This is a genomic window from Flavobacterium sp. (assembly GCF_017744675.1).
GTDB lineage: Bacteria > Bacteroidota > Bacteroidia > Flavobacteriales > Flavobacteriaceae > Flavobacterium.
The window spans coordinates 384,674-401,642 of record NZ_JAGIAV010000002.1 but is presented as its reverse complement, the minus strand read 5'-3'; the positions used below and the strand labels follow the sequence as shown (position 1 = coordinate 401,642).

Sequence of the window (16,969 nt, the reverse complement as noted above, 5' to 3'; positions counted from 1 at the left end):
ACCATGTTTTAGTTTATCATTTCAAAACTTCCAGGTTTTTCTTCGTTCTCGTCATATTCTCCCGCAAGATTATCATTTAAATCTTCTTCTTCTTCCCAGTCATTTTCATCATATTCCGATTGGAAATCATATTCAAGATTATCTTCCAATTCTCCCAATTCTAGATTGTAGTGGTTAGAAGCTGTCAGCCTATTTGCATATTCAACTTCTAGATAATCGTCATAATTTAATAATAGCTGTTCCTGATAAGAATCCATTTCAAATCCAAATTCTTCTGACATATAATTTCCTGATCTCATATAAAATAATTTTAAAGAATAATTGTATCTAATTCTAAAATTACTTTCAAAGACCGCTACTTGTTTTATATAATTTTCCAGTAGTATTATAAAATTTATAGTTAGCCTTAAAGTTAGCGCAAAAGGGCAAAAAAATAAGGAGGTTGAAAAAAATAAAATGATATGAATGTGGCGACTATATCTAGAAAAGAAATTATCGAATTGGCAACTCAGATTGCAGCAACCAAAAACATTAATAAGCAGCGTAAAATTTTTGAAACCCTTTCTGTAAAATACTGGGATCAGGCTTCGAAATTTAAACCTCTTGACGAGACCTTATATTTGCAAGTTTGCCCCATGACAGGTGCAATGTGGACAAGCGATAGTAAAGAAATCAAAAATCCATACTATCCAAAAAACATGTTAACCTGCGGCGAAGTAAAAGCAAGTTTATAGTTTTTTTAATTTGAATTAGTTTGATAGATGCGGTCTTCTTTGTAGAGAAGCCGTATTTGTCGTTTATGGCAAATTGCGCTAATCTATAAAAAAGACTCTTAAGATTGATTAAATAAAAAAGCCTGTAAACATCAAGTTTACAGGCTTTTTTTGTAGAATTGGATACACTCGTAATTTGATCTGTTTATTTTAGTTACCTAAAGTTATTTAATTATAATAAATTCGCTTCGTCTGTTTTTTTGATGTTCTTCTTCAGAGCATTTTACCCCATCAGAACAATTATTTACCAATTGAGATTCGCCATAACCTTTAGCGGTTAATCGATTAGCGGCAATGCCATGCGCAATTAAGTAATTTCGGGTCGATTGGGCTCTTCTATCCGATAATTTAATATTGTATTCTTTAGAAGCCCTGCTGTCGGTATGCGAACGGATTCCGATTTTTAAAGTTGGATTTTCTTCAAGAACAGTTAATATTTTTTGCAATTCAATTTCCGAATCTTTGCGGATGTTGGATTTGTCAAGGTCAAAATAAATAATAGGTATATTTAGTACTTTGGCCAAATCGGTTCCTTCGTCAAGAGGTATAACGATAGGTTTTAAGGCTATTGTAACCTGTTTTTCTTGAGATTGATCTGTTTTAAGTGGCACTTCAGCAGTTTCAAAATTTTCTTTTTCTGCTCTTACAAAATACTGCTCATTGCAATTTGCTTTAAACTCAAATCTGCCAAAATCATCTGCCGTTGTTTTTAAAATTTGTTTTTGCATCTTGTTAAAAATGTAAACAGTAGCATTTGCAAGCGGCGTATTTTTGTTTTCGTCAAGAACTTGTCCTTTTACATTTACGATGCATTTTTTAAATTTATAAATATCATCAGAACCATTGCCTCCTTCACGATTAGAGCTTAGAAGTCCGTCAGTCTTATTTTCGTTAAGAAAAAAAGCAAAATCATCCATTTGCGTATTGATTGGCATACCAATGTTTGTTACAGTAGCATTATTCTCATTTAGATTAGCGGTAAAAATGTCTAATCCTCCCAATCCCAAATGCCCATCTGAAGCAAAATACAATTGGTTGTCTGAAGTAACAAACGGAAAAGTCTCACGAGCCTCGGTATTAATCGATTTGCCTAAATTTTCTGGTTTCCCAAAAGTTCCGTCTGAATTGATCGCTACCTTGAAAATATCAGACTGGCCAATGGTTCCAGGCATATTAGAGGCAAAATAAAGCGTTTTTTCGTCTGGACTCAAAGTTGGATGCGCTACGCTGTAATTCTCTGAACAAAACGGCAATTCGATAATATCTTCCCATTTTCCATTTACTTTTTTACTTCTATAGATCTTAAGAAGGGTTGTTTGGGTTTCATCTTTACCTCTTTTTCCATTATTAAAATTATTTCGCGTAAAGTAAACCGTTTGCCCATCTTTAGTAAAAACAGGTGTTGACTCATTGTATTTGCTGCTAATTTCTTTAGAAAATAATTCAGTGTCGCTAAAAGTTCCGTCTTCATTTACATTCGCGGCAAACAGGTTAGAATAGTTTTGTCCCGTCCAGTTTTGCTTTTTATTCTTTACAGAACTATCGTCTTTAGTGGAAGTGAAAATTATCTTTTTGTCAAAATAAATCGCACCATAATCTGACTGCTCCGTGTTAATTGCTGTGCCTGCATTCATTACTTCATAATTTCCAGAATTGGCCTTAATTTCAGCCAAGTAATCTCTCTTTCCTAAAAACTCGATGGCTCTGGAATCATTAGGCGCCAAATTGCTAAACTGCGCCATTATTGCGTCAGCCTTTACAGTATCTCCCGTAGCTTTAAGACTTTGGGCATAACGGTAATAATATTCAGGCTGCGCTGGAGCTCCCGCTGCAAATAATTTGTCATACCATTTTGCAGCTGTTGGGAGTTCTCCGTTGAAATAGTAAGAATTGGCCAATTTTTCAAAGATTTCTTTCGATTCGTAACCTTTTTCGGCTACATGTTCATAAACCTTTATTGCATCCATATATCCTAAACGATCATAGGTTTTGTCTGCTTTGGCAACTTTAATTTTTTGAGCCGACAAATCTGGGTTTGCCAATAAAAGGAGTGCTGCTATATAAATAAATTGCTTGCTTTTCATAATCTTTCAGTATTAGAAGAATCTTGGAGTTATGATTTTAACTATCCTTGGAAATATTTCATAACGCAGGAATATTTCGTGTGAACCCGAATTGTAATTGCCCAAATTAGTAGTATCATGATCATAGGCATATCCTATATACATACTGTTGGAAATTTGAAATCCTGCCATGGCGCTTACGGCCGCACTCCAACGATAAGCGGCTCCTAAAACAAATTTTTCGTTGAAAAGAAAATTGGCTGATACATCAACCTGCAAAGGTGCTCCTTGAACCATTTTGACTAGAGTGGCTGGCTTGAATTTTACCGAATCGGAAAGATCAAATACATATCCGCCTATCAAGTAATAATGCATCTTTTCTTTATAAACAGCTACCTCGTTTGTAGAACGTTCGGTTTCTAGAAAATAAGGTACCGAGAAACCAACATAAGCTTTGTCAGAGTACCAATAGGCTCCTGCTCCAATGTTAGGAGAAAACTCATTGTAGTTATACAATCTGGTATCATTACTTTGTTCTGGGTTTAATTTTGAGACATCCAAATTAAACAGGTTGGCCGATGCTTTAATACCAAAAGAAAGTTTGGAATCTTCTGAAACTGGTATTGAATATGAAATATCTCCAGAAAAATTATTCTGAGTAGTTGGACCTACTTTGTGATTTTCAAAAGTAAAACCAATCCCAAGGCGACTTTCACTTTTAAAAGGGGCATTTATTGAGAAAACGTTATCTTTTGGAGCACCATCCAATCCAACCCATTGGGTACGATGCAATCCAAAAATGCTGATAGCTTCTCTAGTGCCTGCATAAGCTGGATTGATAGTGACTGTATTATACATATATTGTGTGTACTGTGGAATTTGCTGGGCATAACTGCAACAGCCAATTACGAGCAAAACGTATGATAGTACCCTTATTTTCATATATTTTATATTTTTCATAGTGTAGAATTTATTTTATGATAAAAGGATTTTTATCTGGTTAAATACAAATAGCCAGCAGCATTTTTGGCCTTTTTATTAGATTTGACATATTCGATTACATAATAATAAGTCCCATCAGGCAGTCCTTCTGACTTGTTGATTGTGGTCCTTCCTTCAGAGAATCCTTTAAAAGCAACTGCTTTGTTATCATATCCGTGCTGTTCATAAACTAAAACACCCCATATATTATAAATCTGCACTCTATTGTCTTTATATCGTTCGATATTTTCTATATAAAAATAATCGTTTACCGCATCGTCGTTAGGAGTAAAGGCATTGTGAACAATAATATCGCAGTTTACTGGCGAATCGTCAAAATCGCACGCATCAGCTACTCTAAATTCTACAATAGAAGTACTGCAAACGTTTGGATTTAGTTTGTCGCATATTTGATACTCAATAGAATGGCTGCCGATATCTAACCCCTCTGGAATAGTTATATTTCCGTTGGCATCAATTGAAAAACCAGAAGGAGCATTTACCAGCGAAATGGTTACATTGGCTGGATTCACCGGCTGGCCATTAAATAAATCGTTGCTTATTACATTTGACAGAATGCCTCCTAAAGTGCTAACCGGATTGGCTGTAAAATCATCTTTAACAGCTACTATTTTATTGACCGGAATTGGGGTAACACTTTGATTGTTATTGGTATTTACAGGATCAGACTGATTGCCTGAGATGGCAGCGCTGTTGGTATAGTTCCCGCTTGCATTTACTTTGGCTGTTACAGTTAGCACTGCAATGCCTCCGTTGGCAAGATTTCCAATAGTCCAAAGTCCCGAAGTGCTGTTATAAGTAGTACCTGTTGCTGCCGTGGCACTTACAAAAGTGTAACCCGATTGCAATAACTCGGTCACTTGAACTCCTGTCGCATCATTAGGCCCTAAATTAGAGGCCGTAAGAGTAAAAATAACAGTATCTCCAACATTTGGGAAAGCGTTATCTACAGTTTTTGCAACACTTAAATCGGCTTGTTTAAGAGGAGTTGCTATCGGTGCCGGAGTACTGGTGCTGGCATTGTTTGCCGGGTTCGGATCCTGCTCGTTTGCTGATACCGTTGCTGTATTGGCATACGATCCGGAAGCATTAACTGTTGCAACAATGCTAAGGGTTGCGCTTGCTCCGTTGGCAAGGCTTCCTATTGTCCAAACTGTTCCGTTATAGGTTCCCGCTGATGGCGTGGCGCTGACAAAAGTGTAGCCTGACGGCAGTGTTTCGGCAACATTCACTCCTGTGGCATCGCCAGGCCCGCTGTTGGTGGCGGCTATCGTGAAAGTGATATTGGCTCCAACGGCCGGAGCCGCATTATCAGCTGTTTTCACTACTGACAGGTCTGAACTCGGAACCGGTATTGGAGTGATCGTGCTGATATTGTTTGCCGGGTTCGGATCCTGCTCGTTTGCAGATACCGTTGCCGTGTTGGCATACGATCCTGAAGCGTTAACAGTCGCAATAATGCTTAAGGTGGCACTTGCTCCATTGGCAAGGCTTCCTATTGTCCAAACGGTTCCGTTATAGGTTCCCAATGATGGCGTTGCGCTGACAAAAGTGTAGCCTGACGGCAGTGTTTCGGCAACACTCACTCCTGTGGCATCGCTAGGCCCGTTGTTGGTGGCTGTAATTGTAAAAATTACATTCGAGCCAACTATTGGAGAGCTGGTATTAACTGTTTTAGTAACTGATAAATCACTGCTAGCCACTGGTATTGGCGTGCTTGTACTAGTATTGTTTGCTGTGTTCGGATCCTGCTCGTTTGCTGATGCCGTTGCCGTGTTGGCATACGATCCTGAAGCGTTAACAGTCGCAACAATGCTTAAGGTGGCGCTTGCTCCATTGGCAAGGCTTCCTATTGTCCAAACGGTTCCGTTATAGGTTCCAGTTGATGGCGTTGCGCTGACAAAAGTGTAGCCTGATTGAAGTGTTTCGGCAACATTTACGCCCGTAGCATCGCTAGGCCCGTTGTTGGTGGCGGCTATCGTGAAAGTGACGTTGGTTCCAACGGCTGGCGCTGAGCTATCAGCTGTTTTCACTACTGACAGGTCTGAACTTGGAACCGGTATTGGAGTGATCGTGCTGATATTGTTTGCTGGGTTTGGATCCTGCTCGTTTGCTGATGCCGTTGCCGTATTGGCATACGACCCTGAAGCGTTAACGGTTGCAACAATGCTAAGGGTGGCGTTTGCTCCGTTGGCAAGGCTTCCTATTGTCCAAACTGTTCCATTATAGGTTCCCGATGATGGCGTGGCGCTGACAAAAGTATAGCCTGACGGCAGTGTTTCGGCAACACTCACTCCTGTGGCATCGCTAGGCCCGCTGTTGGTGGCTGTAATTGTAAAAATTACATTCGAGCCAACTATTGGAGAACTGGTATTAACTGTTTTAGCAACAGATAAATCACTGCTAGCCATTGGTATTGGTGTGCTTGTGCTAGTATTGTTTGCTAGGGTAGGATCCTGCTCATTTGCAGAGACTGTTGCCGTATTGGCATACGGTCCTGATGCGTTAACTGTTGCAACAATGCTAAGGGTTGCGCTTGCTCCGTTGGCAAGGCTCCCTATTGTCCAAACGGTTCCGTTATAGGTTCCTGCTGATGGCGTGGCGCTGACAAAAGTGTAGCCTGAAGGCAGTGTTTCGGCAACGTTTATGCCCGTAGCATCGCTAGGCCCGTTGTTGGTGGCGGTTATCGTGAAAGTCACGTTGGCTCCAACGGCTGGCGTAGCATTATCGGCTGTTTTCACTACCGACAGGTCTGAAGCAGGAACCGGTATTGGAGTAATCGTGCTGATATTGTTTGCCGGGTTTGGATCCTGCTCGTTTGCTGATGCCGTTGCCGTATTGGCATACGATCCTGACGCGTTAACTGTTGCAACAATGCTAAGGGTGGCGTTTGCTCCGTTGGCAAGGCTTCCTATTGTCCAAACGGTTCCGTTATAGGTTCCCGCTGATGGCGTAGCGCTGACAAAAGTGTAGCCTGACGGCAGTGTTTCGGCAACGTTCACTCCTGTAGCATTACTAGGCCCGTTGTTGGTGGCTGTAATTGTAAAAATTACATTAGAGCCAACTATTGGAGAACTGGTATTAACTGTTTTAGTGACTGATAAATCACTGCTAGCCACCGGTATTGGCGTGCTTATGCTAGTATTGTTTGCTGTAGATGGATCTGGCTGGTCGCCCGAAATAGATGCCGTGTTAGCATAAGGTCCAGTTGCGTTTACTGTAGCTATTATTGTTAAAGTAACGGTTGCTCCACTTGATAAATCGCCTATATTCCAAGAATTTACACCATTATATAAACCTGCCGATTGGCTTGCATTAACAAAAGTATATCCTGCCGGCAATGTTTCGGCAACGTTCACTCCTGTAGCATCACTAGGGCCATTATTAGTAGCAGTAATTGTAAAAATTACATTCGAGCCAACTATTGGAGAATTGGTATTTACCGTTTTAACCACTGATAAGTCAGATCTAAATATTGGAACTATTGGTTGGACTGTACTTTCGTTATTTGACAATACTGGATCGGTTTCAGTTCCTGAAATCGTGGCTGTGTTGTCGTATATGCCACTTGGGAGGACCGTTGCAATAATTGTTATGCTTGCACTTGCGCCATCGGCTAAATTAGCAATTGTCCAGTTTGGCGCTGACCATGATCCTGTACTTGGGGCAGCACTTACAAAAGTATAACCCGACGGCAGTATATCTTGTACATTTACATTTGTAGCGTTACTTGGACCATTATTGACAGCTGTTATCGTAAAAGTTACATTGGTGCCAACTATTGGAGTATGGGTGTCAACTGTTTTAACAACCGATAAATCTGCACTTGCTTCTGGAGTTGGCGTGCTTGTGCTTGAATTATTTGTCGGTACAAGATCGACAGGGACGCTTCCCGTAACAGACGCTGTATTAGCATATGGGCCAGTAGCATTAACTTTAGCCACTATCGTTAGAGTGGCACTGGATCCATTTGTTAAACTTCCGATCGTCCAGTTTGGTGCTGTCCAATTCCCAATACTTGGTGTTGCACTTATAAAAGTATATCCCGCCGGAATTATTTCTTCAATAATTATTCCTGTGGCATCGCTTGGTCCATTATTAGCAGCTGTTATTGTAAAAGTTACGTTAGTTCCTACTCTTGGAGAGTTAGTGCTAACCGTTTTAACAACCGATATATCGGCATTTAGCGTTGCCGTTGGGGTAACTGTGCTTGTATTGTTTGACAATGAAGGATCGGACTCATTTCCTGAAATGGTAGCCGTGTTTGCGTAATCGTTGGTCGCACTTGGAAGAACTGTTGCAATTATGGTTAGGGTTTCAACTGTTCCATTGGCCATGTTGCCAATGTTCCAAGTTGTGCCATTATAACTGCCAACTGATGGTGTTGAACTCACAAGGGTATAACCTGAAGGAAGTGTTTCTGCAACGCTGACTCCTGTGGCGTTACTTGGTCCATTGTTGGTAGCCCTTATGGTAAAAGTTATATTTGTTCCCACAATAGGGTCTGCTATATTCGCAGTTTTAACAACCGATAAATCTGCACTTGCTATAGGTATTGGCGTACTTGTACTTGTGTTATTTGGCGTTGTTGGATCTGGTTCATTTCCTGATATAGTCACCGTATTAGCATAGTTATTGGGGGCACTTGGAACAACTGTAGCAACTATTGTTAAAGTTGCATTTGCACCATTAGCCAAATTGCCTATAGCCCAATTTGTGGTGCCATTATAAGTTCCAACAGATGGGGTTGCACTCACAAACGTATAACCAGACGGCAGCGTTTCTGCAACATTTACATTTGTTGCATTACTCGGGCCATTATTTGTAGCTGTTATGGTAAAGGTTACATTGGTACCGACTATTGGAGAACCAGTATTAATTATTTTAACAATTGATAAATCAGAGCTAAAGACAGGTAAAGGGGTAGCAGTACTTGTATTATTTGATAGTTCAGGATCTGTCTCGTTTCCTGCAATAGTAGCGGTATTGGCGTATGGACCACTTGCATTAACGGTGGCAACTATTGTTAAAGTTGCATTTGCACCATTAGCCAAATTTCCTATTGCCCAATTATTAGTGCCATTATAAGTTCCGACAGATGGGGTTGCACTCACAAAAGTATAGCCCACTGGCAGTGTTTCGGTGACGTTTACTCCTGTTGCATTACTTGGACCGTTATTGGTTGCCGTTATTGTAAAAGTTACATTTGTGCCTACTGTAGGAGATGCATTGCTAATCGTTTTTACTACCGACAAATCACTGCTTGCCACCGGTGTTGGTATGCTCGTGCTTGTATTGTTTGGAAGTGTAGGATCGGGTTCATTTCCTGAAATGGTAGCCGTATTGGCATAAGAACCGCTAGCATTGACAGTAGCGGTTATGGTTAAAGTGGCAGCTGCTCCATTAGCCAAATTCCCTATAAACCAAGTTGTCCCATTATATGTTCCTATCGAAGGAACTGAGTTTGCCAAGGTATAACCAGCTGGCAATGTTTCCGCAACATTGACTCCTGTTGCATCACTTGGACCATTATTAGTGGCCGTTATTGTAAAAGTTACATTTGCTCCGACCGTAGGAGAGCTTGTACTTACCGTTTTAACAACCGATAAATCACTGCTTGATACTGGTGTTGGAGTAAAAGTACTTGTATTATTTGTTGGGACAGTATCTGACTCATTTCCTGAAATAGTAGCTGTGTTGGCATAAGGTCCGCTAGAATTGACTTTGGCAACTATAACTAAGGTTGCGCTTGCACCATTAGGTAAATTGCCAATAGCCCAATTTGGAGCTGTCCACGTTCCGATACTTGGAGTTGCGCTTACCAAGGTATATCCTAATGGCAATGCATCTGAAACATTTACACCTGTTGCGTTAACTGGACCATTATTAGTAGCAGTTATCGTAAAAGTGATATTTGTGCCAACGGTAGGTGTAGCATTGTCAGCAGTTTTAGCAACTGCTAAATCAGCTCCTATTACAGGAACAGTAACTATTGCGTCATCACAATTTGTTGGGTTTGCAATTTCACAAATTCTATACGTTAGGGTATAATTTCCAGCAGGTGTGCCAGGAGCAACTATAACATTCGTCCCCGACAAACTGATTCCTGCATTGGTCGAGCTGACAAAAGAAACATTTACATTTAGCGTTGTTGCTGGATTTCCATTTAAAGTGTCATTAGACAATACATTTGTAAATGAGGTTCCGCCAGTAAATCCGTTTACGGTATTTCCTGTATCATCGTTGGCAATAACTACAGATAGGGGAGTTCCCACTAAAGCAGTATCTGTACATCCATTAGAACTTGTCCAAGTAAAATGATAAACTCCAGAAGGTGTGTCAAAACCTGTTATTGTAGTTGTTGGACTTGTTGGGTCAGTAATCGTTACAGGATCAGGATTGCTGGCATCTGCCGTCCATGTACCTGTTCCAACAGCTGCCATAGTAGCAGGAGATCCAGGAAAAGTTGACTGATCTGGTCCAGCGTATGCAGTAGATACCGTTACAGTTGCAGGAGCACTTTCAACACCTGCTGCATCGATTTCGCTGAAAGTAAATGATACCGTATCAAAACCATCGTTAAGATCAATAGTTAATTGGTTAGGGTTGTAATTTGAAATTATTTGTCCTGCAGTTACAGCAACATTATTATAAAACAAAATTCCATTGGCAGGCAAAGTAGCAATTTTTATAGTATTGGTACTGCTTGTGCCATTGTAAGTGCCATCCTCAATGTCACTACCAGTTAAAACCGGTACATTCATTTTTGTGTTTCCGCCTGGATCAACCTGACAATCTGATGCGGTATTTGCCACTGGTATATTATCAATTCCGAAATTGGCATTGGCAATAGCAGTTGTGCCTATAACAACATTGGTCAAAACACCATTTACCGTTCCATCATTTCCAGCTGCAGTTCCAAGGTTTTCTCCTGTGTTTGCCCAGCCAGCTGGTAAACTGGCATTTGGAGCAGAAGAACCAATGGTTCCCGCTACTGTACTCAAAACAATGCTATATGTTCCTACAACAGGATTTACTAAAGAAAAATTATAGGTGCCATTGGCGGCTACTGAGGCATTGGCTACTACGTTTCCTGTACTATTCACCAATACGGCTGTCAAACCGCCAGCATTGGTGCCAGTTCCGTTTACTGTATTGGCAGGACTTCCATTTAAGCCGTTGGCATCATTAAAAACAATGCCGCTTATTTGTAAATTGGCATAATCTTCCACCTCTCCATTATCAAAAATATCATCAAATCCAGTGAATACAACTGGTATGCTGGCCACAATGAGTCTGACTTTATATGTTGAAGAAGCTCCAGCTGGCGCAACAATTGTTCTAGAAACAGTGCTTCCGGCAGTACCGCTGCCACTATAAAAAGCATTATTGCCATTGCCGTCAACATCATTAGAAAAATCACCGTCATTATTCCAATCAAACCACAGACCGTAGTTTACTGCTGTTCCTGGCGTATTGCTGTTCAAACTTATATTGGCTGTAATAGATGTTCCTGAAACTAAAGGAAAACTTAATCCATCATCAAATGTATCGGCAGTTCCTGTTGCATTTCGTAATGGACTTGTTTCAATGCTTATCCCATTTCCTGCCCAAACAGCGCCATTATTGCCAGATGGCACGCCTGCAGCCACACAGCTCAAAATTTTTGCCTGCGCTACAGGCCATGGAGATGCTAAGTCGCTATAATCGTAATCTTCAATCTTTTTTACTTCATAGTTGTAAGATGAACTACAGCCTCCACCAGCACTAGTACCAGTTAAGGTATAGATACCAGGTGCTGTAACAGAGATTGAACTTCCATTTACCACATTTGCATCATTGTTATTTGTCCATGTATAGGTGAGTGATGGTCCAGCTCCTCCTGGATGAAACAAGACAGATGCAGGCACTGCTGCTTTTGCTAGGAGAGGGGCAGAAGTCCTTTCGTAAGAAACCGTTAATGAACCAGCTCCTGATGGACCGTCAAAATAATTTACCTCAATAGTATGATAGCCCGCCGATAGCGAAAACGCAGCAGAGGCAACCTCTGTTGCAGCATGCCCGCCATCATTGCTTACACGCAATGATCCGTCTATATATAAATTGCTGCCGTCCTTACTATTGGTGTAAAAAATATAGGTGCCTGCAGTGGCAATATTAATAAAGCCTTTATACTTTACACCATAAGCAGTCGAAGAAGCTGGCGTAATTCCAATAAGTCCTGCAAGATTCATTTGTGATGCCACTCCTGTGCTAGTAGGTGCCTGATTGTAAAATCCAGTAGTTATAGTGCTAAAATCTCCACTGGCAAAAAGTGAAGTTGCATTATAAGGCCTAAAGGTCTCATAATCTAAGCCAGCAGTATAGCTTGCAGCACTCAGTGTTACAGAAGGCGTGCCGCAGTTTAATTTATTGGAACCTAATACGGTAACGGTAAAAGGTGTCACTGTACTTGGATCTACTGTGAGGGTAGTGCTTTTGGATATTGGACAGCCATATTTGTCAATATATGTGCTGGTATAAGTGCCCGAATGTGAAGCATTGAGCGCATTGATATCGAAATTGGCCTCAGTGCTGGTAAAACCATTTGGTCCCGTCCAGCTTATGCTGCTTGGAACGGCTTCTGCGGGAACAGCTGCAGAACTAAAATGAACGGCTGCACCAGTACAGGCCGTTGGATTATTTGGAGATACTGTAATATCGGTTATTGGAAGATTTACTATCAAATTTTCAGAATATGGACATCCGTTGGCATCAATAACGGTTAGATGATAAGTGCCTGCATTAGCAGCCGTGTAACTGCTCAAAACTGGATCTGCGGCACTGCTGGTATAACCATTCGGGCCAGTCCAACTGATACTGGCAATATCGGTATTGTATTTTATAATGCCACTTTTTAGCTCAATAGTATTAGAACCGCAGACATGTTCAGCTTTAGGGAATAGAACGATATTTCCAAAATCAGAGAAATTACTAAAATCTCCACCGCCACCTCCGGCAGATGAATACATATTTTGATAAAAAAGGAATTTGCCTATAGAATTTCGTATGGTTAAAGTATTGCCAGGAGAAATGCCCGGAAAGCCGTTGATCTGTTTTCGCACATATTTCCAGCCCGTAAAACCAGGAACATCAATAAAATCAGCCGCTGTAATAGGCTGGCTTGTCATAGTGCCGCTGCTGCTAGTTATTGTAAAGCCTCCAATAGCACTGCTAGGAACTACTATATTAAAAAAAGTCGTAGATGCAGAGCTGGGATATTGAAATGCTAGAAAATCAATACCCTTACAATCTGCAGCAGGGGTAAGAATTCCTGAGCCCAATTCACCTCCATTTCCTCCCAATTGATAGGCAGAAATAGGCTTGTCTGAATGTATATATGCCACATTTTTTCCTGCTGCTAGAGCATATCGAACGGTTTGGGCTTTATCCACTACCAACGTCGTTGTAGTAGTACCATCAAAAACTGTTATAGTGGTGCCATCTTGGCTTCCCGTAAGAAAAATGCTTTCTGATGCCGTTGTAAGATTGGTGCGTACATGTACATAATCATTGCCTAGCTTACTAATTGGAACCAACTGGTCTCCTCCGTTGTCTGCTGCACTACCTGCCTGTAGCAAATCATCACTATAAGTTACCACAACAGGGTTGGTGGAAGTAATTATAGTACCAGCCAAATGTTTGCCCGTTTTTGTCATGCTTTCAGCTCTATAACTTTGCCCTTTATTGAGTGTGATGCTAAAAGGCACATTGGCGCCATGGCCGACAATGGCCTCGGAAGGTGTTATGGTAACAATCGTGTTGTCTTCTGTAGCTGTAATTACAGCTTCAGAATTTGCTCCGCCATATCCATTACCAATGGCATATAAATTTTGTCCTGGAACAATAAAAGAAGTACCCAAAGCATTTGGTCCGCGTAACGGAATAGTACCGTAATTATTACCTGTTTCGTTAGCATAATAGGCACCCATTTTGCCCCAAATGCGAATGCGGATTCCTTTGTTTTCTACACTGTTGGCTGGGGCGACTGTGATGCTATTGATAACTGAAGACAGATCTACAATAGCAGATCCACCACCTGCTACAGAACCCGATAGCGGCCATCCTGCAGGTTGCGCTGCGGCAGCAGGCATGTCGATCGTATAATAATTGGTCGCCGAGGGTAAACCAACCCCAGTAAAATGGATCTTTTGAGGTGAGTTATACCCAGGAGCCCATCCCGGCACGCCAAACCAGAATTCAAAATCTGGATTACCTGTTTGTGCATTGGCTGAAAATCCCGGTAATAAAAATAAATACATTAACAATAAGAGGAGAGTGTAGTTTTTTTTCATTATAACTAGATTTAAGTAAGATGATATTCAAAAAAAATAAAGCATAAATAAAGTTCAAACGGAGTTACTCCATTAAGGAATTCGATGCTTTTTTGATTTCAATTAAAAATCAAATAGTTTTTATATTCCATATAATGATTATGCTAAAATACGCTGGTGTAAAGTATAAAGATATTAATGCTTTTAGGTAGCGCTTTGGCATTCGTTTCTATAAAAAAGAGCCATTAACATGTAATCATTTATTGAATAAAAGACTTTAGATTTTTAGCTGTGTAAGCGGTTAGGTTTGAAGGATTTTACAAGGGCTGTAAAATTTGATAAGAAATTGAACCTGTCTCTTATGCTTACTTGAATAGGTAGTAAGAATAATTTTCCTAATTGAATGCAAACATTTCATAAACTGTGTGGTATTATTTAGGATTATTTTGGTTGAATCTATAAATGGAGAAATATTTTCTTTACTTCAAATTGTATTGAAAATAAATTAGCCTATTTCTGCCATAGTATTCCTGTTAAGAAAATTTTAACTAATTTATCAAAAAAATACTTCATAAATTAAAAAATGTACTAAAAATATATTGAATATGTTAAAATGAAAAAATCTTAATATGTAATAAATTTTAATAATTACTTGTAATTTGTTGATATTTAGTTGTTTGTTTTTCATGTACTTGTTTAATAACTTTTTTCAACAAGAAAATTTTAAAGGAATTGTTTAGAAATCTCCTGCTTCAATAAAGCATAGTTTCAAGCTTGATTAGAATATAAGTGAAGTGAAAAATAAAATCAAATGGAATAAAAAAAGGAAGGTATTTTTAATACCTTCCTTTTCTGTGGAGTCGCCGGGAATCGAACCCGGGTCCAAACGAGCAACTAAAGAGCTTTCTACACGCTTATTTCCTGATTGGATTTTCGATGTTGAGCTAGGCCAGAAACAACCACCCAACACTTATCTTCTTAATTTTCGAAATCCACCCGAAGCTCATGGAAATCTAGGTTTATTTTTACGGTTCCCCTGAACGGAACGCCACAAACCAAGGCTTTCCAGGAGAATCCAGCTTCTCTACCTTGTAGAGACGTGGCGCAATCGTACTATGATTCGGATTATGCAGCTAAAGCGTAATTATTTTCGCCGTGTAAAAGTTTGAGATCTTATATTTACGAGCAAGGTCTCAATGCTCGACGTGCTTACTGTTCAATTCGACTCGCTGTCAAAACCAGTCGACCCCAAAAAATAAGTCTGCAAATTTAGAGTATTTGAAATTACTTTCTGCTAAAATTTTTAAAAAAAAGTCATAAAGTCAAAAGTCGAAAGTCCAAAGTCAGCATTGGCAAGTGTTTTTTAAGACTTTACGACTTTTGACTTTCGGCTTTGCGACTATAATTTTATTCTTCGTCTTTAAAATTAAAAGGATAATCTCCAAAGATCGGAGCTAGTTTACGAACCGCATAAGTGTTTCTTGTCATCTTATTAGAAAGCGCAATAATTGTTACACCTTCTTTCATCAAAGTAATGTAAGATGAGGTGTTTCCGTGCCACCAGCCATTATGGAAATAGAAATTCTGACCTGTTTCCCAGTTAATCATTCTAATTCCTAGACCATAATTTTTAGTTCCTTTGCGTTCGTTGCTGTAACCTGTGTAAACCTGTTTCAATAATTCAGGTTTTAAGAAATCTGGCGATTGTCTTGCTCTGTCAAATTTTAAAAGATCTCTAGCTGTAGAGAAAACATTTTTATCTCCGTAAACATTATCAAGATAGTCAAAACCAATTTCTACACCGTTACCTTTATAAGAAGGAACAATTTTCTTTCTGTCTTTATCGTCGTCAAAAATATACGTATGAGTCATTCCAAGCGGTTTGAAAATCATTTCAGACATAGCTTCTTTATAACTTAAACCTGTAATTTTTTCAATAATAAGAGCAAGCATCGCATAGTTGGTATTGCAGTAGCTAAAACGAGTTCCGGTTCTAGACTCTAAACCAATATTTTTTGTGGCTAAAATGTCTAGAATATCTTTATTAGTTAATTGATTGTGTCTGTCCCAAATAGATTTATCGCGATCTGTAAAATAAGCATAATTACGCATTCCAGTGCGATGATCTAATAACATTCTGATGGTGCATTCTTCGTATGGGAAAGTTTTTAAAATCGTATTTACCTTTTGGTCTAAATCAATTTTACCTGCATTAACCAGTTTTAAAACCGCTGTAGCTGTTAGAACCTTGCTTACAGAAGCAATTTGCACGGGTGTCTCCGGTGTTATTTTGGTGCCTTCATTTTTATTGGCAAAACCATTATAACGTTCAAATAAAATCTGTCCGTTTTTGGCCACCAAGAAGCTTCCGTTCATGGTATTATTAGGCCAATTTTTATTGTAAAAGTGATTTATTCTGCCGACAACCGAATTTTTATAAGCCTGCGAAACGGGCTTTTCAGCTCCTAACGGCTTCATTTTTGGTAAGGTATCTTCGACTGCTTGAGTAGTATCTGTTGCTGTTTTTTTGTTTTCACCGCAAGAACTTAAAACTAGTATAGAAAAAAGTATTTGTGGTATCTTTGTTTTTTTAAGGAAAATCATTTGCATCGTTCTTTAAAAACAAATATATCGAATTCAATTTTGTTGTATTCTTGGTTCTGGGGCTCTAATTTGTGTTTTTTAACATTTTTTTAAGAAAAGTAAATTTTAGTCATTTGTTTTTCAGCTTTTAACGGTTTTGAAACATTTTAAAAAGAATTTTTAAAACAAAATTTTAACTAAATTTGTTATATTTGAAACAAATATGTTTTAAAAA

6 protein-coding genes and 1 other RNA gene are annotated in these 16,969 nt (G+C 39.4%); 1 reads left to right on the top strand and 6 read right to left on the bottom strand.

The features are described from left to right. Nucleotides 1-8 precede the first annotated feature (8 nt). Nucleotides 9-299 carry a hypothetical protein gene (locus J7574_RS07190; RefSeq protein WP_290966329.1) on the bottom strand — a complete coding sequence of 97 codons (291 nt, stop codon included), beginning with the start codon at nt 297-299 and terminating at the stop codon, nt 9-11. 162 nt (nt 300-461) lie between these two features. Here J7574_RS07190 and J7574_RS07185 point away from each other — a divergent pair, with 162 nt between their 5' ends. Further along, on the top strand, nt 462-734 hold the full coding sequence (locus J7574_RS07185) for a hypothetical protein (protein ID WP_290966327.1): 273 nt from the start codon (nt 462-464) through the stop codon (nt 732-734). Between the two features lie 203 nt (nt 735-937). On the opposite strand, the gene J7574_RS07180 is transcribed toward J7574_RS07185, so the two are convergent. The 5 genes from J7574_RS07180 to J7574_RS07160 form a co-directional block, all read right to left on the bottom strand. Further along, on the bottom strand, nt 938-2,857 hold the full coding sequence (locus J7574_RS07180; protein WP_290966324.1) for an OmpA family protein: 1,920 nt from the start codon (nt 2,855-2,857) through the stop codon (nt 938-940). A gap of 12 nt (nt 2,858-2,869) precedes the next feature. Continuing rightward, nucleotides 2,870-3,778, bottom strand: a complete 909-nt coding sequence (locus tag J7574_RS07175) for a type IX secretion system membrane protein PorP/SprF (protein ID WP_290967150.1) — start codon at nt 3,776-3,778, stop codon at nt 2,870-2,872. A gap of 50 nt (nt 3,779-3,828) precedes the next feature. Further along, on the bottom strand, nt 3,829-14,172 hold the full coding sequence (locus tag J7574_RS07170; RefSeq protein WP_290966321.1) for a gliding motility-associated C-terminal domain-containing protein: 10,344 nt from the start codon (nt 14,170-14,172) through the stop codon (nt 3,829-3,831). An 831-nt stretch (nt 14,173-15,003) separates the two neighbouring features. Further along, nucleotides 15,004-15,401, bottom strand: a transfer-messenger RNA (tmRNA) gene (gene ssrA / locus J7574_RS07165). Between the two features lie 157 nt (nt 15,402-15,558). Continuing rightward, nucleotides 15,559-16,761 (bottom strand): serine hydrolase, encoded by a 1,203-nt coding sequence (locus J7574_RS07160; protein WP_290966318.1) that lies wholly within the window; start codon nt 16,759-16,761, stop codon nt 15,559-15,561. Nucleotides 16,762-16,969 lie beyond the last annotated feature (208 nt).